At 44.3% G+C, this 24,120-nt stretch carries 21 protein-coding genes and 1 pseudogene; 13 read left to right on the forward strand and 9 right to left on the reverse strand.

Annotated features, from left to right (window positions below; translation table 11 throughout):
• Positions 1-43: 43 nt before the first annotated feature.
• The gene (locus NYE42_RS07010; protein ID WP_352426853.1) at positions 44-169 is read right to left on the reverse strand and encodes a hypothetical protein; all 126 of its coding nucleotides are present in this window, start codon (positions 167-169) and stop codon (positions 44-46) included.
• Positions 170-266: 97 nt separating this feature from the next.
• On the opposite strand from NYE42_RS07010, the gene NYE42_RS07015 reads away from it, so the two are divergent.
• The 9 genes from NYE42_RS07015 to NYE42_RS07055 all read left to right on the forward strand — a co-directional run bounded on the left by NYE42_RS07015 (position 267) and on the right by NYE42_RS07055 (position 11,035).
• Complete coding sequence (locus NYE42_RS07015) at positions 267-1,232, forward strand: LacI family DNA-binding transcriptional regulator (RefSeq protein WP_352426854.1); 966 nt, start codon at positions 267-269, stop codon at positions 1,230-1,232.
• Positions 1,233-1,282: 50 nt separating this feature from the next.
• Positions 1,283-2,149: a ptsGHI operon transcription antiterminator GlcT gene (glcT, locus tag NYE42_RS07020; RefSeq protein WP_012117426.1), complete on the forward strand. Its 867-nt coding sequence runs from the start codon at positions 1,283-1,285 to the stop codon at positions 2,147-2,149.
• Positions 2,150-2,379: 230 nt separating this feature from the next.
• Positions 2,380-4,476: a glucose-specific PTS transporter subunit IIBC gene (ptsG, locus tag NYE42_RS07025; protein WP_007409599.1), complete on the forward strand. Its 2,097-nt coding sequence runs from the start codon at positions 2,380-2,382 to the stop codon at positions 4,474-4,476.
• A 96-nt stretch (positions 4,477-4,572) separates the two neighbouring features.
• The gene (locus NYE42_RS07030; RefSeq protein ID WP_003154654.1) at positions 4,573-4,839 is read left to right on the forward strand and encodes a phosphocarrier protein HPr; all 267 of its coding nucleotides are present in this window, start codon (positions 4,573-4,575) and stop codon (positions 4,837-4,839) included.
• Positions 4,839-6,554, forward strand: a complete 1,716-nt coding sequence (ptsP, locus tag NYE42_RS07035) for a phosphoenolpyruvate--protein phosphotransferase (protein ID WP_342497322.1) — start codon at positions 4,839-4,841, stop codon at positions 6,552-6,554. The genes NYE42_RS07030 and ptsP overlap by 1 nt, the downstream gene beginning before the upstream one ends.
• An 87-nt stretch (positions 6,555-6,641) precedes the next feature.
• On the forward strand, positions 6,642-6,881 hold the full coding sequence (locus NYE42_RS07040; RefSeq protein ID WP_003154646.1) for a transcriptional regulator SplA domain-containing protein: 240 nt from the start codon (positions 6,642-6,644) through the stop codon (positions 6,879-6,881).
• Positions 6,882-6,965: 84 nt separating this feature from the next.
• On the forward strand, positions 6,966-7,994 hold the full coding sequence (splB, locus tag NYE42_RS07045) for a spore photoproduct lyase (RefSeq protein ID WP_003154644.1): 1,029 nt from the start codon (positions 6,966-6,968) through the stop codon (positions 7,992-7,994).
• Positions 7,995-8,120: 126 nt separating this feature from the next.
• The gene (locus NYE42_RS07050; RefSeq protein ID WP_144664183.1) at positions 8,121-10,088 is read left to right on the forward strand and encodes a methyl-accepting chemotaxis protein; all 1,968 of its coding nucleotides are present in this window, start codon (positions 8,121-8,123) and stop codon (positions 10,086-10,088) included.
• Positions 10,089-10,168: 80 nt separating this feature from the next.
• Positions 10,169-11,035 (forward strand): NAD(P)-dependent oxidoreductase, encoded by an 867-nt coding sequence (locus NYE42_RS07055; RefSeq protein ID WP_025284653.1) that lies wholly within the window; start codon positions 10,169-10,171, stop codon positions 11,033-11,035.
• A 547-nt stretch (positions 11,036-11,582) separates the two neighbouring features.
• Here the strand turns inward: NYE42_RS07055 and NYE42_RS07060 are convergent.
• The 3 genes and pseudogenes from NYE42_RS07060 to NYE42_RS07070 form a co-directional block, all read right to left on the reverse strand.
• Complete coding sequence (locus NYE42_RS07060; protein ID WP_337681105.1) at positions 11,583-11,975, reverse strand: hypothetical protein; 393 nt, start codon at positions 11,973-11,975, stop codon at positions 11,583-11,585.
• A 216-nt stretch (positions 11,976-12,191) separates the two neighbouring features.
• Positions 12,192-12,335, reverse strand: a pseudogene (locus NYE42_RS07065) (P-II family nitrogen regulator); the annotation flags it as partial.
• A 27-nt stretch (positions 12,336-12,362) separates the two neighbouring features.
• A complete protein-coding gene (locus tag NYE42_RS07070; protein ID WP_039251620.1) occupies positions 12,363-13,148 on the reverse strand; it encodes a CAP domain-containing protein in 786 nt (261 codons plus the stop codon).
• A gap of 336 nt (positions 13,149-13,484) precedes the next feature.
• Between NYE42_RS07070 and NYE42_RS07075 the strand changes: the two genes are divergently transcribed.
• The gene (locus tag NYE42_RS07075; RefSeq protein ID WP_352426855.1) at positions 13,485-15,617 is read left to right on the forward strand and encodes a penicillin-binding protein 2; all 2,133 of its coding nucleotides are present in this window, start codon (positions 13,485-13,487) and stop codon (positions 15,615-15,617) included.
• Between the two features lie 177 nt (positions 15,618-15,794).
• Positions 15,795-17,615, forward strand: a complete 1,821-nt coding sequence (locus tag NYE42_RS07080; RefSeq protein ID WP_025284656.1) for a PAS domain-containing protein — start codon at positions 15,795-15,797, stop codon at positions 17,613-17,615.
• 24 nt (positions 17,616-17,639) lie between these two features.
• On the opposite strand, the gene NYE42_RS07085 is transcribed toward NYE42_RS07080, so the two are convergent.
• Positions 17,640-18,809: an aminotransferase A gene (locus tag NYE42_RS07085; protein WP_015417364.1), complete on the reverse strand. Its 1,170-nt coding sequence runs from the start codon at positions 18,807-18,809 to the stop codon at positions 17,640-17,642.
• Positions 18,810-19,009: 200 nt separating this feature from the next.
• On the reverse strand, positions 19,010-19,171 hold the full coding sequence (locus tag NYE42_RS07090; RefSeq protein WP_007409608.1) for a hypothetical protein: 162 nt from the start codon (positions 19,169-19,171) through the stop codon (positions 19,010-19,012).
• 188 nt (positions 19,172-19,359) lie between these two features.
• Here NYE42_RS07090 and cheV point away from each other — a divergent pair, with 188 nt between their 5' ends.
• Both cheV and NYE42_RS07100 read left to right on the forward strand, forming a co-directional pair.
• Entirely contained in the window at positions 19,360-20,271 is a 912-nt protein-coding gene (cheV, locus tag NYE42_RS07095) for a chemotaxis protein CheV (RefSeq protein WP_007409609.1), read from the forward strand.
• Positions 20,272-20,384: 113 nt separating this feature from the next.
• Positions 20,385-21,532, forward strand: a protein-coding gene (locus NYE42_RS07100) for an IS3 family transposase (RefSeq protein WP_352426856.1) whose coding sequence is annotated in 2 segments (ribosomal slippage) — positions 20,385-20,658 and positions 20,658-21,532 — 1,149 coding nt in all. Because the reading frame shifts where the segments join, the coding sequence is not laid out codon by codon here.
• Between the two features lie 68 nt (positions 21,533-21,600).
• On the opposite strand, the gene NYE42_RS07105 is transcribed toward NYE42_RS07100, so the two are convergent.
• The 3 genes from NYE42_RS07105 to NYE42_RS07115 form a co-directional block, all read right to left on the reverse strand.
• Entirely contained in the window at positions 21,601-22,065 is a 465-nt protein-coding gene (locus tag NYE42_RS07105; protein ID WP_003154622.1) for a YkyB family protein, read from the reverse strand.
• Between the two features lie 123 nt (positions 22,066-22,188).
• The gene (locus NYE42_RS07110; RefSeq protein ID WP_032868138.1) at positions 22,189-23,481 is read right to left on the reverse strand and encodes an MFS transporter; all 1,293 of its coding nucleotides are present in this window, start codon (positions 23,479-23,481) and stop codon (positions 22,189-22,191) included.
• Positions 23,482-23,556: 75 nt separating this feature from the next.
• Entirely contained in the window at positions 23,557-24,051 is a 495-nt protein-coding gene (locus tag NYE42_RS07115; RefSeq protein WP_095284082.1) for a L,D-transpeptidase family protein, read from the reverse strand.
• Positions 24,052-24,120: the final 69 nt, after the last annotated feature.

The following is a 24,120-nucleotide window of genomic DNA, read 5'->3' on the forward strand; positions in this document are numbered from 1 at the left end:
AAAAAGGACGGTTCTGGAACGCAGCGTCCTTTTTTATCACCTTTTAAATGAAAAAATCATCAAAATGCTGAAATGGTTCGATGTCATGCTTTTCATTCAGGGGCCGCATGGCAAGATAACTGCCGCCGACTATGGCGAGACACAAACCGATTAAGCAAAGAATCCCCATCGCTGTTCTTCTCCTTTCAAACGAATAGGCTGTTTCTGTTTCTAGCTTACTGTATGAAACGCATTCCAGATCAAGGGAAAAAAGAAAGGGGGACGCCATGGCTACGATCAGAGACATTGCCGGCGCTGCCGGGGTTTCCGTTACAACGGTTTCAAGAGTATTAAACGATCATCCTTATGTAAGTAAGGACAAAAGAGAAAGAGTGAAAAAAGCGATGCAATCGCTCGGATATACGCGCAACATTCATGCTGTACATTTATCCAAAGGTTTTTCCGATATGATCGGCGTTGTGCTTCCGTCGGTGAATCTGCCGTATTTTGCAAACCTTGTTGCAGGTATTGCCGAGGCTGCCGAAGCGTCAGGCGTGCATCTTTCTTTATACCAGACAGATTATCAGCAGCAAAAAGAACGTTTTGCCTTATCACAGTTACAGGAGCGCCAAGTGGACGGCCTGATTATCTGCTCCAAAGCAATTCCTGATGAACATCTGCTTACCGTGAAAGAACCGCTCATCCTCTGCCAGTACACTGATGCGGCAGGGCTTTCCTCCATCAGTAATCCGCATCGGGAAGCATTTCGGCACGGTCTGGATTATCTGATAGAAAAGGGACACCGGAAAATAGCGATCAGCCTGGCCAGAAAAAAGGGAAAAAACAGTCAAGTACGCATTGCCGCATACAAAGAGGCGCTGAAGAAGATCGGGCAGCCTTACAGGGAAGAGCTGGTTGTGGAAAAGGCGCTGACGCTGCTTGACGGGAAAGCCCTTTTTCATAGATGGAAGAGCTGGGATGACAAACCGACTGCGCTGTTTGCGGCGAATGATCAAGTATCCGCAGGTCTTTACCTTGAAGCCAAGGCAAACGGGACGCGCATCCCGGAAGAGCTTGCGATTTTGAGCATCGACAATCATGATATCAGCAAGATGTTAGGTATTTCCACAATAGATATACAAACAAAAGAAATGGGAAAGCAGGCTTTTCACATGCTTGAGAACCGGATCAGCGGCGGGCCTCCGGCAAGGAAAGTTCTTGATTACCGCCTTATTGAACGATCAACCGTCTAAAAAAAGAATTGACGCGCTTTCCGTTCGTTTTGTACGATATGAGGTATTGAATGACAAAGGAGCTGAGGATCATGAAGGGGTCCTTTACAGTTGAAAAGGTATTAAATAACAATGTGCTCATCGCAACACATGATAGATACAGTGAGGTCGTCTTAATCGGAAAAGGGATCGGCTTTGGAAAAAAACAAGCGGATGTCATTGAAGATAAAGGGTATGACAAGATGTTCATCTTAAAGGATGAAAAAGAACAAAAACAATTTAAAAAGCTCCTCGGTTATGTGGACGAGACACTTGTCGACATCTCCAATGACGTCATTTATCATATCAAGAAGCGGACAAGCCAACCGTTAAATGAGCATATCCATATTGCGCTGACTGACCATATCGCCTTTGCGGTAAAGCGGCTGCAGCAGGGTTTTGACATTAAAAACCCGTTTCTCATGGAAACCGAAACGCTTTATCCGGAAGAATTCCAAATTGCCCGTGAAGTCGTCGGCATGATTAATGAAAAGACGGGAATCTGCCTTCCGGAAGGGGAGATCGGCTTTATCGCTCTGCATATCCACTCCGCCCTGACGAATCGGCCCCTTTCAGAGGTCAATCAGCATTCACAGCTGATGTCCCGGCTCGTTCAGGTGATTGAGGAATCTTTCCAGATGAAAGTGAATAAAGAAAGCGTCCACTATTTGCGGCTGATCCGGCATATCAGATTTACCATAGACAGGATTAATCGGGAAGAGCAGACAAAAGAACCAGAAAAGTTAATGTTATTATTGAAAAATGAATACCCGCTATGCTACAATACTGCTTGGAAACTGATAAAAATCTTGCAGCAAATACTGAAAAAACCAGTTCATGAGGCGGAAGCGGTTTATCTCACGCTTCATTTGTACCGATTAACCAATAAAATTTCATAATTTCAGTTGAAACCTTAAAAACGTGTCACTGATTCGATCAGGCATGAGTGATTGAGGGTAAAAAACGGGAAGAACGGTCCCGTTATTTTGCACACCCTTTTTACTCATGCCTTTTTTGTTGTGTAAAAGGGCAAATGTAAACGGTTAAACTGAAGACTTGCGCCAGTGAATTCGTTGTCATGAATTTTCGCTGTAAGGTCACACTAGCTAACAGAGGAGGTACATCTTTTATGTTTAAAGCATTATTCGGCGTTCTCCAGAAAATCGGCCGTGCTCTTATGCTTCCGGTTGCGATTTTACCGGCTGCAGGGATCTTGCTTGCGTTAGGGAATGCCATGCAGAACAAAGATATGATTCAAGTCATGCACTTCTTAAGCAATGATAACGTTCAGCTTGTGGCGAATGTCATGGAAAGCGCCGGCCAAATCGTATTTGACAACCTGCCGCTTCTTTTTGCAGTAGGGGTTGCGATCGGTCTTGCCAACGGAGACGGTGTTGCCGGAATCGCGGCTATTATCGGATACTTGGTCATGAACGTATCCATGAGCGCCGTGCTTATGGCAAACGGCAGTATTCCGTCTGACAAAATTGAACGGGCAAAGTTTTTTGCGGAAAACCATCCGGCCTATATTAACATGCTGGGGATACCCACTTTGGCGACGGGCGTGTTCGGCGGTATTATCGTCGGGGTTCTGGCCGCGTTATTGTTTAACAAGTTTTATAAAATTGAACTTCCGCAGTACCTCGGATTCTTTGCGGGTAAGCGGTTCGTCCCGATTATCACATCAATTTCCGCATTAATTCTCGGTCTTATTATGTTAGTGATCTGGCCTCCGATCCAGCACGGTCTGAATTCCTTCTCCACGGGTCTTGTGGAAGCGAATCCAACCTTGGCGGCCTTTATTTTCGGGATGATTGAGCGGTCATTGATTCCGTTCGGTCTTCATCACATTTTCTACTCGCCGTTCTGGTATGAATTTTTCAGCTATAAAGATGCGGCTGGAGACATCATCCGCGGAGATCAGCGGATTTTCATGGCTCAGATCAAAGACGGCGTACAGCTGACGGCGGGAACATTTATGACGGGGAAATATCCGTTTATGATGTTCGGTCTTCCGGCGGCAGCGCTTGCAATCTATCATGAAGCGAAGCCTGAAAAGAAAAAACTTGTAGCCGGAATCATGGGTTCTGCCGCTCTGACAAGTTTCTTAACGGGAATTACCGAGCCGCTTGAATTCTCATTCTTGTTTGTGGCTCCAATCCTGTTTGCGATTCACTGCGTATTCGCGGGGCTTTCCTTTATGGTTATGCAGCTGCTGCATGTAAAAATCGGTATGACCTTCTCAGGCGGTCTGATTGACTACTTCCTGTTCGGAATTCTGCCTAACCGGACGGCTTGGTGGCTTGTCATTCCGGTCGGCTTAGGATTAGCCGTCATTTACTACTTCGGTTTCCGGTTTGCGATCAGAAAGTTCAATCTGAAAACGCCGGGCCGTGAAGAAGAGGCTGCGGATGAAGGTGCGGGCGCCTCAGGCGAAGCCGGCGACCTTCCTTATGAAATCCTGCAGGCAATGGGTGATCAGGAAAACATTAAGCACCTTGACGCTTGTATCACGAGACTTCGCGTTACGGTCAACGACCAGAAGAAAGTGGATAAGGCCCGTCTGAAACAGCTTGGCGCCTCAGGCGTTCTTGAAGTCGGAAACAACATTCAGGCCATTTTCGGCCCGCGTTCTGACGGTTTAAAAACACAGATGCAGGATATTATCGCCGGACGCACGCCGCGCCCTGAACCGAAAGTATCCGCGCAAGAAGAAGTCAGCCAGCAGGTTGAAGAGGTTATCGCAGATCCGCTCCGAAACGAGCAGGGTGAAGAAGTGTTCGCTTCTCCGATCACCGGCGAAATCCATCCGATTACCGATGTGCCTGACCAGGTGTTCTCAGGAAAAATGATGGGTGACGGTTTTGCGATTCTTCCTGAAGAAGGAATCGTCGTATCGCCTGTCCGCGGAAAAGTGCTGAATGTTTTCCCGACAAAACATGCGATCGGCCTTCAGTCTGACGGCGGAAGAGAGATCCTGATTCATTTCGGAATCGACACAGTCAGTCTGAAAGGCGAAGGATTCACTTCTTTTGTTTCTGAGGGTGACCGGGTTGAACCGGGGCAAAAGCTGCTTGAAGTTGATCTTGAAGCGGTTAAACCTCATGTTCCTTCATTAATGACACCGATTGTCTTTACAAATCTTGCCGAGGGTGAAGCGATTTCCCTTTCGGCCGAAGGTACCGTAAAACGGGAACAAAAAGATATTGTGAAAATCGGAAAATAAGCATATAAATACGCCGTGCTTGTCAGATGACAAGTACGGCTGTATGATATAATATTGTGTAGTAAAATAGCTTTAATTTAAAGGAGAATGATAATCATGGCACAAAAAACATTTAAAGTAACAGCAGATTCCGGAATCCACGCTCGTCCTGCGACAGTTCTTGTACAGACTGCAAGCAAATACGATGCTGACGTAAACTTAGAATATAACGGCAAAACAGTAAACCTTAAGTCAATCATGGGCGTTATGTCTCTAGGTATCGCTAAAGGCGCTGAAATCACAATTTCCGCTTCAGGCGCTGACGAAAACGATGCTCTTAACGCTTTAGAAGAAACAATGAAAAGCGAAGGACTCGGCGAGTAATGCAAGAATTAAAAGGAATAGGCGCTTCAGCCGGAATTGCGATTGCGAAAGCATACCGGCTTGAAGAGCCGGACTTAACGGTTGAAAAGAAAAACATTGCTGATGCTGCGGCTGAAGTAAGCCGTTTTGATGAAGCGATTGTACGTTCTAAAGAAGAGCTTGAAAAAATTAAAGAGCATGCTTTAAAAGAACTGGGACAAGACAAAGCTGACATTTTCTCCGCGCACCTTTTAGTTCTGAGTGATCCTGAGCTGTTGAACCCGGTAAAGGAGAAAATCAGCATAGATTCAGTCAATGCTGAATTCGCTTTGAAAGAAACAGCTTCCATGTTCGTTACTATGTTTGAATCAATGGATAACGAATACATGAAAGAGCGTGCGGCGGATATCCGTGACGTAACAAAACGTGTGACGGGGCACCTGCTGGGCGTGGAAATTCCGAACCCGAGCATGATCTCAGAAGAGGTTGTTATCGTGGCTGAAGATTTGACACCGTCTGATACGGCGCAATTAAACCGCCAGTTTGTAAAAGGTTTTACAACTGATATCGGCGGACGCACTTCACACTCCGCGATCATGGCCCGTTCGCTTGAAATTCCGGCTGTTGTCGGCACAAAAGCGGCTACAGGGACAATTGAAAACGGTGTTACGGTAATCGTAGACGGCATCGATGGTGATGTGATCATCGATCCTTCCAGTGAAACGTTAAAGAAATATGAAGAAAAGCACAGTGCTTACCTGGCGCAAAAAGCTGAGTGGGCGAAGCTCGTCAATGAACCGACTGTTTCTAAAGACGGCCATCATGTAGAGCTTGCCGCAAATATCGGCACACCTGACGATGTAAAAGGCGTTCTTGAAAACGGAGGAGAAGCTGTAGGGCTTTACCGTACGGAATTCCTTTACATGGGACGCGACCAGCTTCCGACGGAAGACGAGCAGTTTGACGCTTATAAAACGGTTCTTGAGCGTATGGAAGGAAAATCAGTTGTCGTGCGGACATTGGATATCGGCGGCGACAAAGAGCTTCCTTACCTGCAGCTACCTAAAGAAATGAACCCGTTCTTAGGCTACAGAGCCATCCGCCTTTGCCTTGAAGAGCAAGAAATCTTCAGAACTCAGCTTCGTGCGCTGCTTCGTGCAAGTACATACGGAAACTTAAAAATCATGTTCCCGATGATTGCGACAGTAAACGAGTTTAAACAGGCGAAAGCGATTCTTCTCGAAGAAAAAGAAAAACTCGTCGAAGCCGGCGTAGCGGTTTCTGACGATATTGAAGTCGGTATGATGGTAGAGATTCCGTCTACAGCCGTGATCGCAGATCAGTTTGCCGCAGAAGTTGACTTCTTCAGTATCGGAACAAATGACTTGATCCAATACACGATGGCTGCTGACCGCATGAACGAGCGCGTAGCTTATCTGTATCAGCCATACAATCCGGCGATTCTCCGTCTGATCACCCTTGTTATTGAAGCCGCTCACAAAGAGGGCAAATGGGTCGGCATGTGCGGAGAAATGGCGGGAGACGAAATTGCGATTCCGATTCTTCTCGGCTTAGGCTTAGATGAGTTCTCGATGAGCGCTACATCCATCCTTCCGGCAAGAACGCAGATCAGCAAGCTTTCTAAAAAAGAAGCTGAATCATTCAAAGAAACAATCTTGTCTATGAGCACGACAGAAGAGGTTGTCGCATTCGTTAAAGAAACATTCAATAAGTAATACAAAAGCCAGACGGTGTAAGCCGTCTGGTTTTTTTCATATTCGGAAAAAAGGGGGGAACAATAACTTTCAACAGGAGGGATTATTATGACAAAATCATTTGCAGCGGGGGATACGGTCTATGTGATTTACCGCAATCCGCATGCGGCCAATGTTGCCCATATTAAAGAGGCGGAGATCGTCCATCATCCGTATCATGAGGGAGAACTGTCTCTGTTTTTATACGAAACCTATCATCCGCTGGCCGAAGATGACGCGGTCTTTTCGACATATGAGGAAGCGGAAGCGCTTTACAGCGAGCTTTTTGAAGAAGACCGGTATCATTGATCAAAGGAAATGTTTACAACGCATATTCACTCTCTTTTAAACGGAAAGTAACAACATGAGGATATGTAAAGGGAGTGTCTGTCTATGTTGAAGCCGTTTGTGCCCCAGCTTGTTTATATTGAACCGAGAGCGCTCGAATACCCGTTAGGACAAGAGCTGAAGAATAAGTTTGAAAACATGGGGCTTGAGATCAGAGAAACGACATCGCATAATCAAGTCCGGAATATTCCGGGAAAAAATCACTTGCAGCAATACCGGAACGCGAAATCAACATTGGTAATCGGCGTCCGGAAAACACTGAAATTCGATTCTTCAAAGCCGTCCGCCGAATATGCCATTCCATTTGCGACGGGCTGTATGGGGCATTGCCACTATTGCTACCTGCAGACGACGATGGGGTCAAAGCCCTACATTCGGACATATGTCAATGTGGAAGAGATTCTGGATCAGGCTGATGAGTATATGAAAGAACGGGCGCCGGAATTTACAAGATTTGAAGCCTCTTGTACGTCTGATATCGTAGGAATCGATCATCTGACACATACATTAAAAAGAGCCATTGAACATTTCGGACAAAGCGAATTGGGACAGCTCAGATTCGTGACTAAATTTCACCACGTCGATCATTTGCTTGATGCAAAACATAACGGAAAGACTAGGTTCAGATTCAGCATCAATGCGGATTATGTCATTAAAAACTTTGAACCGGGAACTTCTCCGCTCGACAAACGGATAGAAGCCGCCGTCAAAGTCGCTAAAGCGGGCTATCCGCTCGGTTTCATCGTGGCGCCGATTTATATTCACGATGGCTGGGAGGAAGGCTATAAGGAACTGTTTGAGAAACTTGATGCGGCGCTTGATGAAGACGTTCGGCATGACATCACATTTGAACTGATCCAGCACCGTTTTACAAAACCGGCCAAACGGGTGATTGAGAAGAACTATCCGAAAACAAAGCTTGAGCTTGATGAAGAAAAGCGCAGATACAAATGGGGACGCTACGGAATCGGCAAGTATATATACCAAAAAGACGAAGAGCATGCTTTAAGGGAAACACTGGAATCTTATATCGAAACCTATTTCCCGAAAGCGAAAATCGAATATTTTACGTAAGGCGGAGCTGTCGGTACGACAGCTCTTTTTTTGCAGCGCCAAATGGCGGAAATTTTTGATATTTATTTCAAGGTTTATTCATTTTCTTGGCCGAAAGACCGATATAACTCTCAGGAGGGGATGGTTATGTTTAAAAAAATGCACATCAAAATTGCTGTGTTTGTATCGGCAATGCTTATCGTAACGGTTGTTTTTTTAACGGTTTCTTCATATTTGACATTAAAGCCGATGATGACGGAGGAAGCAAAACGTACGACAGAGAATGTCACCAATTCACTCGGTCAGAACATTGAGCTTCAGCTGAAAAATGATGAGACCGTATTATTGAGATTGGCAGGCGGTGAATTGTCCCGGTCTTTTCTATCAGATGGGAAGAAAGAAACCGCGCGGCTTTTTAATGATGAGTTAAAACAGATCGGACAGAATGACAAATATGTCGCGCTTGCGTATGTCGGAACCGCAAACAAACAAATGTTTACATATCCAAAGGCCGACTTTGCCAAAGACTATGATCCGACAAATCGAACGTGGTATAAGATGGCGGCCGAAAAACCCGATAAGGTTGTCTGGACTGACCCTTACAAAGATGCAGTGACGGGAGACATGATCGTGACGGCGTCAAAAGCCATTCAAAACAGCGGAACCGTCGTCGGAGTGGCGAGCTTAGATCTGAAGCTGTCCTCCATTCAGAGCATGGTCAACGAGCAAAAGGTACCGTATAAAGGATTTGCGTTTTTGGCGGATGAAAACGGCTCTCTTCTGGCGCATCCGGAAAAACAGGGAAAAAATATTTCGGAAGATCAGACGTTAAAAGACCTCACTGCGGATAAAGAAGGCATCAAAGAGCTGCAGGGGAACATGGTCGTCTACCAAACGGTAAAAGAAACAGGGTGGAAAGTCGGAACGCAGTTTGAAAAAGATCAGCTGATGGGAGTAGCCGATAAAATGAACACGGTGAGCATTTTTATGTCACTGATTGCTCTTGTGATTACGATCGGCCTCAGTTATTTCCTCGCAAAAACGATAACCGGGCCGATTCAGCAGCTGATTGCCAAAACAAATTCAGTCTCAGCGGGAGATTTAACCGTCCGCGCTCAGACGAAATCAAAAGATGAAGTAGGCGAGTTAACAAAAGACTTTAACCAAATGGTTGAAAATATGAAAGAGATGGTCGAACAGGTCAAGGCCTCCTCAGAAAATGTGTCTGATACATCTGAGCAGCTAACCGTCATTTCACAAGAAACAAATGAAACGAGCGGACAAATCGCAAAAGCGATAGAGGAAGTCGCCGCCGGAGCGACAGAGCAAGCGTCAGAGGTTGAGACGATCAATGAAAAATCAGAAAATCTCTCGGTCAAAATAAAAGGAATCGCAGATCGCGCAGGCAGCATAAAACAACTCTCAAAATCTTCAGAGGATGCCAGCTACAAAGGATTGGACGCGCTCGGGCAGCTGCTGATGAAGTCAAACGAAGCCAATTCAGAAACGAAAAAAGTAGAGGCAATGCTGACTGACCTGGAAGAACAAACGAAAAACATAGAAGAAGTCGTGACGGCAATATCCGCTATTTCAGACCAGACGAATCTCTTGGCGCTGAATGCGAGCATAGAAGCCGCAAGAGCGGGAGAAAGCGGACGGGGCTTTGCCGTCGTCGCGGAAGAAGTCCGCAAGCTTGCTGAACAATCAGCTCTTTCTTCCGGCCATATCAGTGAGACGGTCCGTCTGATTCAATCAGAGACAAAAGAAGCGTCACACGCGATGATTGAGGCAAGCAGAATGAATGATGAACAAAACAGCGCCATTCATGAAACGGGTGAGGTCCTCAATCTGATTACGACGGAAATGCAGTCTCTCGTTCAAGGTATAGATCATATTTACAATGACATTCAAAAAATGAGTGAAGAACAAGCCGCGATTCAAGAAGCGATTCAAAGCATCTCTGCCATTTCTCAGGAATCTGCGGCAGCGGCGGAAGAAGTGAATGCTTCTACTGATGAACAGCTCGTTACGCTTGAAAAAGTAAAGCAATCGACTGATATGTTAAAGAGCGCGAGCGAAGATCTGATCAGCGCCATTTCTAAATTCACCTTGTAACGCGGACTCTATCAGCCTATTATATGGTAATATAGACATGAAAGAGTGATATATGAATCGCATCAGGGGAGGAAAGCGCAGTGAACAAAACGGTCGGATTTATCGGTTTGGGCGTCATGGGAAACAGTATGGCATCGCACATTTTAGAAGCGGGCTATCCTGTTTTAGTCTACACGCGTACGAAACAAAAAGCTGAAGAAATTCTGAATAAGGGAGCGGTCTGGCAGGAGACGGTCAAAGACCTTTCAGAGAAAGCTGACATTATTATTACTATGGTCGGCTATCCGAGTGATGTCGAGGACATCTATCTCGGCGAAAACGGCATTCTCCGGCACGCAAAAGAAGGGGCGTTTGTCATTGATATGACGACATCAAAACCGTCTCTGGCGAAAAAGATTGCGGAGCAGGCCAAAGAAAAATCCATTCACGCTCTGGATGCACCCGTTTCCGGCGGAGACATCGGCGCGCGGAACGGAACGCTTGCCATTATGGCCGGAGGAGAAAAAGAAGCGTTTGAAGCATGCCTGCCGCTTTTCTCCGTTATGGGGGAAAACATTCAGTATCAAGGTCCGGCCGGCAGCGGCCAGCATACGAAAATGTGCAATCAGATCGCGATTGCAGCGGGAATGGTCGGAGTGGCTGAAGCGATGGCTTACGCTGAAAAATCCGGTCTGAACCCGGAACAAGTGCTGAAAAGCATTACAACCGGAGCTGCCGGAAGCTGGTCATTGTCCAACCTAGCTCCCCGTATGCTGAAAGGCGATTTTGCACCAGGATTCTACGTGAAACACTTTATTAAAGACATGGGAATCGCCCTTGAAGAAGCGGAGCTGATGGGAGAAGAAATGCCCGGATTAGCGCTTGCCAAATCATTATACGACAAGCTTTCCGCGCAAGGTGAAGAAAACAGCGGAACTCAAAGCATTTATAAGCTTTGGGTGAAATAAAAAAGATTGCCCGAACGCGATATTTTATGGATACGAGGAAGCGAAGGCTTACGGTATTGTTGATGGTGTTTTGTAAACAATGATCTGCAAACCTTGATTCTTAGAGCCTTTAATGAAGACAGGAACTTGGCAGGGTAATGTATTAACATGTATCCGTTTATAGTATTCTACTGTTTGGAATCCCCCTCGTTTGTTTGATGCAGACTGTCTATTATAAATCTAAAGGGGGATTTCCGAATAATGATTAGGATTAATACAACTTTCCAAAAGTAGGATGTATCATGACTGATTCAACTATGAATTCGAGTAACCCAAATGTACATAGCAATAAATCGAGTTGATTCCCGCAATTAAAACCTAATAATTCGGCATCCGAAACTCTACAGATTAGCTTTCTAGCAAAACTGAAAAATAAAAGAGGATGTATCGTAAAAAATCCAAGAGATTTACGAAAACATCCTCGATCCAGAGATTTTATCATTACATGTTGTTTTTTGAGAATTCCAGATAAAATCAACGTTAAATCCATTTGTTAGCAATATAAATTTTAATGTTGTACAGTAATATAGTGTTTCAGTTCTCCTATATGGGTTTGAGTTCCCCAGGTCAATGCTACTTGCACATCATACTTGCCTGCTGGAATATTTTTCGTCAAAAAGCTTACTTTAAAATTGCGAACATTATGTCTATCAACAACTATATATTTGACTATATCTCCTTTTTTATTTTCAAGAAAAACTGTAACACCCCAGTTTACCTCATATTTTGAAGGCACAGTACCTGTTACGACAATAGAAGTAGCGTGTTTGGAGTAAGTATTAGCATCTGTTTGGAATTTAATTGCTCCTTTTGAAGTCATGGCTAACGCTTCTGAACTGTTTGAGAAAATCCCGAATGTCAAAAGAGCAACTGTGAATAGTGTCATTACAATTTTTTTCAATTGAAACTTCCTTTCTCCATTTATTTAGAAAACCATTCAATATATTACTAAATTTTGAAAAAATATTCAACAGAAAAATAGGTAAATTCTACTTTTTATTAAATAAAGTATTACTAAAGAAGCAAAGGCTAACAAAACCAATTTAATCATCACGTTTAAGATTTTACAAAAAAGCTCCCAGCACTTATGTGCCGGGAGCTTCAAAAATTTGTAAATTTATAAAGTGTTAGGCCCTTCTTCGCCCGTACGGATGTTGATTGTGTTGTGAATTTCAAAAATAAAGATTTTGCCGTCTCCGAGATTACGGGGTTTGAGCACTTTTTGCACCGTCTCAGCCACTTTTTCGACAGGCAAAAGATTGCCCGCAGGGGCAATCTTTTTTATTATTTATTTTCCGATAAATTGCTGTGTCCAGATGTTTCCTGATTCTACGTAACCGACACCGATTTGAGTGAACTCAGGATTCATGATGTTCTTTCTGTGGCCTTCACTGTTCATCCAAGCTTTAACGACAGCTTCAGGAGTCGGCTGCCCTTTGGCGATGTTTTCACCGGCAGTTTTATAAGTGATTCCAAAAGACTTCATCATATCGAAAGGTGAGCCGTAAGTCGGGCTTTGGTGATCGAAATAGTTTTTGTCTTTCATATCTTGTGATTTTGCGTGAGCTGATTTGCTTAGTTTATCATCAATCTGCAGAGGTTTTAAGCCTTGCTTTTGTCTCTCTGCGTTTGTCAATTCAACGACTTTCTTTTCGTACGCACTGACAGAAGAAGGAGTTTTCTCGCTGCTGTTGTTTGTGTTATCTGTCTGCTTTGCATTGTCAGCAGCCTGGTTTTGCTGGTTTTGATCGGCTTTCGGTTTTTCAGCAGCTGCCGGAGCCGTTTTTGCCGGTGTTTCTTTTTGAACGTCTTTAACTGTCATATCAGAATGCTTTGCGTGTTTTTGCAGCTGCTGTTTCAGTTCTTTCTCATTTTTAACGTTCAGCTTTTTCACGCTCGTTTTCATATGTAGTTTTTCAACAGCCTCTTGAAGAGTCAGATGCTGTACAGTGTTTCCTTTTTTCACGGTAACGACGTGCTGGCATGACAGCTCTTTGGCAGATGCCTGCTGAATGCCTCCGAATGTAATTAAACTGACTGCCGCGGCGGCAGATAAGAGAAATGCTTTTTTCATAGTTAATAGCCTCCCAGAGAAGTTTTTTTCTACATGAAAAATCTTATCACAGCTTTTTTGTCATAATGCAGGCAGCCATTTCCTTTGACAACAAACGTTTGTCATAATTGTAATTGAGCACTGAAAAATGGCTTTATATCAGGAAAAACGATCTGTATTTATTTTTTAAAATCCGTTACATCTCTTCAAATTATTTGAAGTGTTAGATATATTTTAAGATAATTTGATCTTGACAGTTTTTTTTACCCGTTTTCGCTGTAACAACTTTTACAAAAATGTTACAATTAAAATCTGTTTATGTAAATATATTCAATGATTTGAGAGGTGTAACAGAAAGTGGCTGAAGTTGCGCGTGAACCAAAGAAAAAAACGAAACGTTACAGAGCGCTGAGAATGAATCTCTATTTTTTAGTTGTTTTCCTTCTCTTTACGGCACTGATTTTTAAACTCGGCATCGTCCAGATTGTCGAAGGGGATAAACACCGCCAGGATGCGGAGAAGGCAAATGCAAAAACCGCCTATTATCCGACACCTCGGGGAAAGATGTATGACAAGCGGAACAGAGTGGCGGTTGATAACCAGGCTGTGCCTGAAATTGTATACGTTTCTACCTCAAAAACCTCGGCAAAGGACAAATTGAAAACGGCAAAAAATCTCGCCGCACTGATTCATATTGATACTGAATTTATGAAGGATCGAAATATCATTGATTACTGGCTTGCCGCACATCCGAAGAAGGCGGAAAAGCTTATGAAGGATTCAGAAAACAGCCTGAAATCCCAAGAAGTATACAAACGCCAGATTGAACGCGTTCCGAAGCAGGAGATTGACGCGATCAAACAAAATAAAAAAGAGCTGGAAATCGCGGCGATTTATACGCGTTTTTCAAGCGGCAACGCCTATCAGCCGCAAGTCGTCAAATCAATGGACCCGAATAAGCTGAACGGAAACGGAAACAGCGGTTCACTGCTTGACGAGCATGACAACAATAAGCAAAAACCGAAAAGCGACCTGACATATGAAGAAGTTTCCGTCGTATCCGAGCACCTGAAAGAGCTCCCCGGCATTGACGTGATCAATGACTGGACGCGGAAATATCCATACGACAAAACGCTGTACTCTCTGTTCGGCGGTGTGACGACACCGGAACAGGGATTGTTGGGCGAACGGAAAGATTATTATGTCACAAGAGGCTACTCACTGAATGACCGGGTGGGTAAAAGCTACATTGAATATCAGTATGAAGACTATTTAAACGCACATAAAGAAAAAGTAGAGTATGTGGAAAACAGCAAAGGTGAGGTCGTCAGCCAAAAGCCCGTCGATGAAGGCAGCAGAGGCTACGATCTGCAGCTCTCGCTCGATATGGAATTACAGTCGAAAGTTGAAAAAGTTATTGAAAAAGAGCTGAGAAGAAGCCGCGCCGCAGGCAACTATATGGTTGACAGAGGATTTGCCGTCATGATGGACCCGAACAACGGGGATATTCTCTCAATGGCGGGGAAACGCATCGATCTCGAAACAAATAAAACACAGGATTTTGCGATCGGAGCATTTACGACCCAATATGAGATGGGCTCTGCTGTTAAAGGAGCGACTGTTCTCGCGGGTTACCAAAGCGGCCTCCCGCATTATAAAACGTTTGTCGATGCACCGCTTAAGTTTAAAGACGGCACGGAAAAGCAATCGTGGACACAAATGGGGACCATTACTGAGCTTACCGCGCTGCAAAGAAGTTCAAACATATATATGTTTCATGTGGCCATGCATATCGCCGGCATTACCTACGTTCCGCACGGCACGCTGCCGGCCGGATTAGACGATATTAAGAAAATGCGCAACTATTACGCCCAATTTGGCTTGGGTGTGAAGACCGGGATTGATCTTCCGCAGGAATCAGCGGGCATGCAGTCAAATCCGCAAATGGTCGGGGGATTGCTGCTGGACTTTGCGATCGGACAGTTTGATACGTATACGCCGCTTCAAATGGCTCAATATATTTCAGCCATCGCAAACGGCGGGTATCGCGTCCAGCCGCGGATCGTCACAAGCATTCATGAACCGGACAGCAAAAACAAGATTGGAAAAGCGATTGAACAGCGAGATATTAAAATTTTGAACAAAGTAAATAACAGCCCGAGCGATTTTGACCAAGTTCATAAAGGAATGAAGTTGGTCACAAGCTCACCTCAAGGAACGGCTTATTCAACATTCCAAGGTTCAGGCGCCGATGTTTCCGGTAAAACGGGAACCGCGGAGACGCACTATTACGGCACGAACAAAAACTGGTGGGGGAAATACACGTACAACCTGACCTTTGTCGGCTATTATCCGTCAGAACATCCACGAGTGGCATTCAGCGTTGTCGTTCCGTCTGTTCAGGATGATCACGATCATGTCAGCAAAAACATTGCCAAGGGAGCAGTTGACGCTTACAAAGAGCTTGAAAAGAAATACAATAAAAAATAACAAATGAAAGGGCGGCCGAACATCTCGTGCGCCCTTTCTTTCATTCAGGAAAATTGACGTTCACAATAAGAATAGAAGGAGAATGCTCATTTTTTAGCGAATCAATCTAGTGGAATTTCTTTTTATATCAGTCCGTGTCCAGCCTGCAGTGCGAGTATAATGCAAAGGAGGGATTCTGTGGAACAGGATACTCAGCATGTCAAACAGTTTCAATCGAAAACCGATCTTCATGCCGTTTTGACGTCTAACGGGCGTATTATGTATATTTCTGCAAACTGCAAATCGTACTTCAGTTATTCTCAGGAAGAGATGATCGGCTCATTTCTCAAAACGTTCCTGCATGAAGAAGATCAATTTTTGGTTGAAAGTTACTTCTATAATGAGCATCATTTGATGCCTTGCACCTTTCGTCTTATTAAAAAAGATCATACCATCGTATGGCTTGAAGCGGGTGTGGAAATTGTCACACCGCAAATGGAGGGGACGGATCGGGAAATCATCCTCAAAATCAAGGTGCTTGAGGAGAAGACGCCCCGCCGGCCTTATATGTATGAACAAAAGAAGCAAAAGGCAGAACAACAGTCGGAAGATGCGGCTGGAAACGGCGAATTCGAGCGTCTTGTCGAAATGCTGCCGAATCCTTTATATGTCAGCATCAACGGCACAATCGCCTACGCCAACAACGCGATGCTTGCCATGCTGGGAGCCGAAAGCAAAGACGAGGTAATCGGCAGGCGCTCTTATGAGTTTATTGAAGAAGAGTATCACGACATTGTGAAAAACCGAATTGTGCGGATGCAAAAAGGAATGGAAGTCGGAATGATCGAACAGACGTGGAGAAGGCTCGACGGCACGCCCGTTCATTTAGAAGTGAAGGCGGCACCGACGACATATAAAAATCAGCGGGCGGAATTGCTGCTTCTGATTGATATTTCTTCACGGAAAAAATTCCAAACGATTCTGCAAAAAAGCAGAGAGCGTTATCAGCTCCTCATTCAGAATTCAATTGACACGATCGCCGTGATTCACAATGATAAATGGGTATTCATGAATGAGTCGGGCATTTCGCTGTTTGAGGCTGAAACCTATGAAGATTTAATCGGGAAAAACGTCTATGATCAGCTTCATCCCTGCGATCATGACGGCGTAAAACAGCGGATCCAAAATATTATCGACCGAAAGACCGAGTCAGAAATCATTAAGCAGTCGTGGTTTACCTTTAAAAACCGGCTGATCTACACGGAAATGGTCTGCATTCCGACGACGTTTTTCGGAGAAACGGCCGTGCAGGTCATTCTGCGTGATATTTCTGAGCGGAAGCAGACGGAGGAATTAATGCTGAAGTCGGAGAAGCTGTCTATCGCAGGGCAGCTGGCGGCGGGAATCGCTCACGAAATCCGCAATCCGCTGACGGCGATCAAAGGATTTTTACAGCTCATGAAGCCGACGATGGAGGAAAACGAACATTACTTTGAAATTGTGTTTTCTGAACTGAGTAGAATCGAATTAATTTTAAGTGAGCTTTTAATGCTTGCCAAACCTCAGCAAAACGCCGTGAAAGAGCGTGTAAACTTAAAGAAAATTATAAGTGAAGTGACCGCTCTTTTAGAGACGCAGGCAAATCTTAAAGGGATTTTTATCAAAACGGATTATGAACATGACAGCATGTATATTAACGGTGATCAAAATCAGCTGAAACAGGTGTTTATCAATCTGATTAAAAATGCCGTTGAGTCGATGCCGGATGGGGGAACGGTTCACATTCTTATGACAGAAGATGAGTATTCCGTTAATGTGACGGTGAAAGACGAGGGTGACGGGATACCGGAAAACGTGCTGAAACGAATAGGCGAACCGTTTTTGACAACGAAAGAAAAAGGAACCGGCCTGGGGCTGATGGTCACATTCAACCTTATTAAAAACCACCAGGGAGCTATCCAAGTAGACAGCAAACCGGATAGAGGCACGGCCTTTCATATTACATTCCCGAAACAATAAAAAACAACGGCGTTATGCCGTTGTTTAAATAGTCTGCATGGATTCTCTCGTTTTTAAAATAAATGCTTCCAGCCGGTCCAAGCCTTCTCTCAATGTATCCAGTGAATATGCGAATGACAGCCTCACATACCCTTCACCCAACTTTGAAAACGAGCTGCCGGGCACAAGAGCCACACCTGCATCCTCTAAAAGAGCCATACTAAAATCAAACGATGACATTCCGAATGACTTAATGGAAGGGAAGATATAAAATGCGCCTGACGGCTTTACGACGTCAAGCCCCATTGAAACAAGACGGTCATATACATAGTCAAGCCGCTTTTTATACTGTTCTCTCATAATAAGCGCATCATCAACACCGTTTGTCACCGCTTCAAGAGCCGCTTTCTGAGAGATTGAAGACGCGCATGTCACACTGTATTGGTGAACTTTTAAGATGTGCTTGGCAATTTCTTTCGGTGCGAAAATGAAACCGATTCTCCAGCCCGTCATGCTGTGTGATTTTGACAGGCCGTTGATGACGATCGTCTGGTCTCTCAAATAAGACGCGATCGAATAATGCGGTCTGTCATAGGTTAATTCGCTGTAAATCTCATCAGACAGGACAAAAACATTTCTGCCCTTCAGGACGGCTGCGATGTTTTGCAGCTCTTCCTCAGACAATGTCACTCCGGTCGGGTTTGACGGATAAGGAAGAATGACGCATTTTGTTTTTGGTGTCAGCGATTCTTCAATGAGCCGCGCCGTCAGCTTAAATCCGTGTGTCGTCGTATCCACATGGACCGGAACGGCGCCCGACATGCGGATGATCGGTTCGTAGCCCGGATATATCGGTCCGGGGAGAATAACTTCATCGCCCGGAGATAAAATCGTCCGCAAAGACGCGTCAATCGCTTGGCTTGCCCCGGTTGTGACGATGATTTCAGTTTCAGCTTCATAATTCAAATCAGCTTTTTTCTTCATATAAAGCTGTACGGCCTGTCTCAGCTCAAGGCCGCCCGCATTCGGAGTATATGCCGTTGCGTTATCGTCGATTGCCTTTTTGGCAGCCGCTTTGACATGGTGCGGCGTGAAGAAATCCGGCTGACCGATCGTAAGCGAAATGACATTGTCGTGCTGAGCTACAAGATTTGAGAATTTGCGAATTCCTGAAATTTCAATTTCTTTTACATTCGGATTAAGCAAATGTTCCATAATTCATCACCTTATACTATATATTGAGTTTCTCCTATTTTACCACTAGCTGAGCATTTGTCATCTTTTTATTGAACTATCCCGAGTATATGTCCGATATGTGAAAACATACCTTCTTTCAGAAAAAAATAAGACAACCAGCTGAAATGATTGTCTTCATTGTATCATGATCTATCTATTGTGATATGTGGCGAATGTCATTAATACCCGTATTCAAAGCTGACGTCTTCCCGCCATAAGATGTATGGAGCGGGCTTGTCGGGACGCTCTTTCGCCTCTTTTTTCATTTGCAGGTAAGCCGTTTTGCTGATATCTTCTAACACCGTCATTTGATCTTGGTCGAATATGACTACTGTACCCATTTATTACACCCTTCTTCCTGAAAAATCCTTGACTATTTTACCACTCGATGTCAAAAAGTCAATGGGATATCAGAAAAAAGCATTTTTTTATAAAGAGTTCATGGCCAGTTGGACCGAATACATTCACTTTTTCCGTTTCCAGCCGATATATACAGTACAATACTGAATGCGGATAGCGAGGGATTGAATTGTCTTTACAACAATACGATATTTTATTGGATTCAGGCACAAACGAATTAGAAATCGTCAAATTTGAAGTAGGTGTCAATACATTTGGCATAAATGTGATGAAAGTCCGGGAAATCATTCAGCCGGTAGATGTCACATCTGTGCCTCAGTCTCATAAAGACGTAGAAGGGATGATTAAGCTGAGAGGCGAAATTCTTCCCGTCATCAGTCTGTATACCTTTTTCGGCGTTGATGCCGAAGGAGCAAAAGACGATAAATATATCGTAACGGAATTCAACAAGCGGAAAATCGTCTTTCACGTCGGTTCCGTTTCACAAATCCACAGGGTGTCCTGGGAGGCGATTGAAAAGCCGACTTCCTTGAACCAGGGCATGGAGCGGCATTTAACGGGAATCATCAAACTGGAAGACACGATGATCTTTCTGCCTGATTATGAAAAGATCATTTATGATATTGAATCGGCATCCGGAGTTGAGACTTATCATGTCCATCAGGAAGGATTTGATGAAAGACGGGCGGGTAAAAAACTGATCATCGTTGAAGATTCTCCGCTTCTGATGCGTCTTTTGACGGATGAGCTGACTGAGGCGGGGTACAGTGAAATCGTTACGTTTGAAAACGGAAAAGAAGCGTATGATTACGTCGTGGAACTGACGGATAACGGAGCAAACCTGTCAGACCATATTGACATGATTATCAGTGACATTGAGATGCCGAAAATGGACGGGCATCGTTTGACGAAGCTCCTTAAGGATAACCCGCAAAGCTCTGATGTGCCGATTATGATTTTCTCGTCCCTGATTACGGACGACCTGCGCCACCGGGGCGAAGTCGTCGGAGCGGATGAACAGATCAGCAAGCCTGAAATCAGCGAGCTCATTAAAAAAGTGGATACGTACGTGATTGAATAGAAAAAAGCCGATGCATAACGGGACTGACCCCATAAGATGAGACAAATAAAAACACCTTCAAGTTTGAATACGGATGATTGTTATCCGAAATTAGACTTGGAGGTGTTTTTTCTATGGGGACAAGAGTGAGTTATCCGGTTGAAGTGAAACAGAAGGCTGTAGAAATGAGATTGGCAGGCGTACCTATGAAAGAGATCCTGCAGGAGTTGAATATTAAGAATAAGACACAGGTTCAGACATGGGTTAGATGGTATAAGGCTGGTGATACACATCGATTCGAACAGCCTGTTGGAAAGCAATACACTTACGGAAAAGGTCCGGAGTATTCTTCCGATTTAGAGAAACTGCAGGCAGAGATTCGTTACCTGAGACAACAGAATGAAGTTTTAAAAAAGTACAACGAATTGGAAAGGAAGTTGATAGCGAAACGTCAGTCGAACTTGTAGAAATATTGCACAGCACAATGACCGTACAGGATATCTGTATTCATTTAGGTATCTCTCGAGCGTCTTATTATCGTTGGAAGAAGAATCTGATGAAGGATCATCCCAAGCGCCATTTGGAAAAACAAATCGGCACGTTGTGCCGAGAGCACAAGTATCGATATGGATATCGAAAAATCACAGCCATACTAAAAAAGAGAATGTGTATTAACCATAAAACGGTTCAACGTATTATGCAGAAAAATCAATGGCAGTGTCGGGTTAAGGTGAAAAAGCGCAAGAAGAATGGGCAGCCATATGCCGTGGCCGAGAATATATTAGATCGAAACTTTCAGTATGATCGTCCTCTGGAAAAGCTAGTAACGGATATCACATATTTGCCTTATGGGCAGAAACAATTGTACCTTTCCAGTATATTGGATTTATACAATGGAGAAGTGATTGCTTTGACGATTGGCGATAGACAGGACACAGACTTTGTCTTACACACACTTGATCAGCTGCCCGCACTGCCAGAGAACTGCCTGTTACATAGTGACCAAGGTTCTGTTTATACATCTTATGAGTATCAAAAAGCTGTTAAAACAAAAGGCATTACCATGAGCATGTCCCGCAAAGGGACGCCCGCTGATAATGCCTCCATCGAATCGTTTCATTCCTCACTAAAGTCTGAAACGTTCTATCTTAACATTGATCGAACTACGACGGCCATCGTAGAACGCACTGCCATAGAATACATTCATTATTATAACAATATTCGTATTCAAACGAAACTAAACAGCCAATCGCCGATACAATATCGGCAATTGGCTGTTTAAAAGGTGTTTTGACCCCTGTCTCAAAAACGGGGGTCAGTCCCTAACGCATCGGCTTTTTTGCGGCGGAATTAAAAATAACTCTCACCAAGTTTTTTAAATACGGGTTTATGATAAGCGGGCTGCTGCCTGTTGGCGGCAAGCGGTTTTTCCTTTAAGCCCACATATTTTTGCAATACGTTTTTCGCTTTTGTCAAAGACATTTGTGCTTTAGGATTGCGGTACGATTGATTTAACGTACCTAAATGCGGAAGATGCTGGAAGTCTTCTTTTGTTGGAGGCATGTGAAAATAGTAGTCTCCGATAGAGATAAGTACGTCTGACTGCTGTTGGCTAAACCTGGGATTATTTGAAAAGTGAAGCCCTATTTTTTTCCCTTTGCCTTCTTTCACAAGCTTTTGTAATGCCCGTTTTTTCAGCAGATAAAGGTATTTAGGGTTGGGGGCGGTTTTTGCATGGCGGTTCACAGTATAAACAGCTTTTGAAAGATTCTCGATGGTTGGCTGCAGCTCTTTCGAATAAGCGTGGTCGTCCATTATTTCTCTCCTTTGCATTGATCAAGTTCATATATAGATTATACTTTTTTAGCGTTGAAATGCAAATATTGATTATAAAAAATACGCCTTTTTCTGATGAAAAGGGCGCATCTTTTTCCTTTATTAGACAGGTTTCGCATGTTTTTCAGAATCAGCCTTTAATGATTGCTGCACATCGATCTCTGCTGCCTCGGCGCTGTATTTCGGAAGAGCGATAAAATAGAACACAAATACCGCTAAAATCACGATTCCCATGCCGTAATAAAGGTAATCAATATTGGTAACGAATTTCGGAAATAACAGGGCAACCAGTCCGAGTGTAATCGATTGGGCAAACATCATAAAAGGGTCCTGCCAGCCGCTGACCCGGCCCATTATTTTCGGATGAACGATTTTCGGCATCCAGCCGCCGATGGCGATATTGACAGGGCCGATGCACATGCCGAGGACGAAAGCCGCCATATAATAAATCCACAGCTTATCCGTATAGCCGAGGACAAAAATGAGCAGTCCGGCTGCCAAAATAGGAATCGACATCAAATGATGCGGTTTGACTTTTTTTGCGATCATCGTTCCGATCACACTTCCTGCAAGCAGGCCGAAGCCGAGTGCGACGGTGAAGATGGAAGTATGTGATTCGTAATGATCAGGCGCAAGTCCGTATTTCATCGTAAACATCGGCAGTACGGCAAAGCCGCCGTTGACAAAACCAAAGATAAAAAAGCCGAAAATAAGGGAAGCAAGCAATTTGTTTTTAACAATATATACGATCCCTTCCTTAAAATCAGCGACCGAGTCTTTCAGAAACGAATCTCCCCATTTAAAAGGGCCGTTCGGCTGACGGGCTTCTTTCGGAATGCGGCACGCGCGGATCAGAAAGCCTGATACAATAAAGCTGACAAAATCAAGGATAATGGCTCCGTGAATACCGATCGTTTTATACATAAACGCGCCTATACCGACGCCGAATACCATGAAGATGCTGAACAGGATCTGGTTAAGTCCCGCCGCTTTCGCGTAATGCTCCTTAGGCAGAATAGCTTGTACAAGGCTGGCTTCCGCCGGGAAAAAGAACTTGGTCACGGCGCTTCTGATGAACAAAATACAGAACACGAGAGGGATGCTCCCGGTGTATAATGCGGCAAACAATACGATCGTCAGTCCGGCTCGGATCCAGTCACAATTCTCTGCGACCTTTTTCCTGTCAAGCCGGTCAGCTGCGACACCGACAATCAGAAATACGAAAACTGTCGGCAGTGAATACATCAGCTCAGCCAAAGTCGTGTATGCCGGCTGGTTTGAAAAATGGTCCAGCAAGTAAAAAGCGAAAGCCATATTACCTACAGTCGTTCCCATTTGAGAAGCGAGTGCTGCGAAAAAGAGACGGACAAAATTGCGATTTTTAAATATATCCATAAACACGCTCCTTACCCTAAAGGTCCCACTGTAATATATTATCATCAGCTCGTTCCATTAACAAATAAGATCTTTCTATCTTATAATAGTCACCCTTGTTCCATTAGGAACGGCAGCGGCAAGTTCAGTGACGTCCTGATTATACATCCGGATGCATCCTTTTGATACCGCTTTGCCGATGGAGGAAGGATTATTTGTTCCGTGAATGCCGTAATGAATTTTAGAGAGGCTGAGCCAATAAGCGCCGAACGGGCCGCCGGGCTTAGGCTGGCGGTTCACGATGTAAAATTCTCCGGTCGGCGTGGTCGTCAATATTTTTCCGACTGCGATGGGATACGTACGGATGAGCCTGCCAAGGCGGTATAACTCCAGTTTTTTCGCTCCGATATACACGATGATGGAGTAGGGAATGGTGGATGGGTCGGGAAGATTCGGTATGATAATATGCTGTCCCGCGTATATGACCGATTGGATTGAGGGATTTGCCTGAAGGAGAGCAGCAGTGCTTATTCTGAAGTCTTGCGCAATGCTTGAGATGGTTTCTCCTTGTTTCACTTGATATGTCAGCAGTTTCATCACCCTCCTTTTTGCTCTTTTCCATATACATATTACGGAGGGGGTGTCTGTGCATCAGGATAA

Source organism: Bacillus sp. FSL K6-2865 (genome assembly GCF_040311405.1).
Classification (GTDB): domain Bacteria; phylum Bacillota; class Bacilli; order Bacillales; family Bacillaceae; genus Bacillus; species Bacillus velezensis.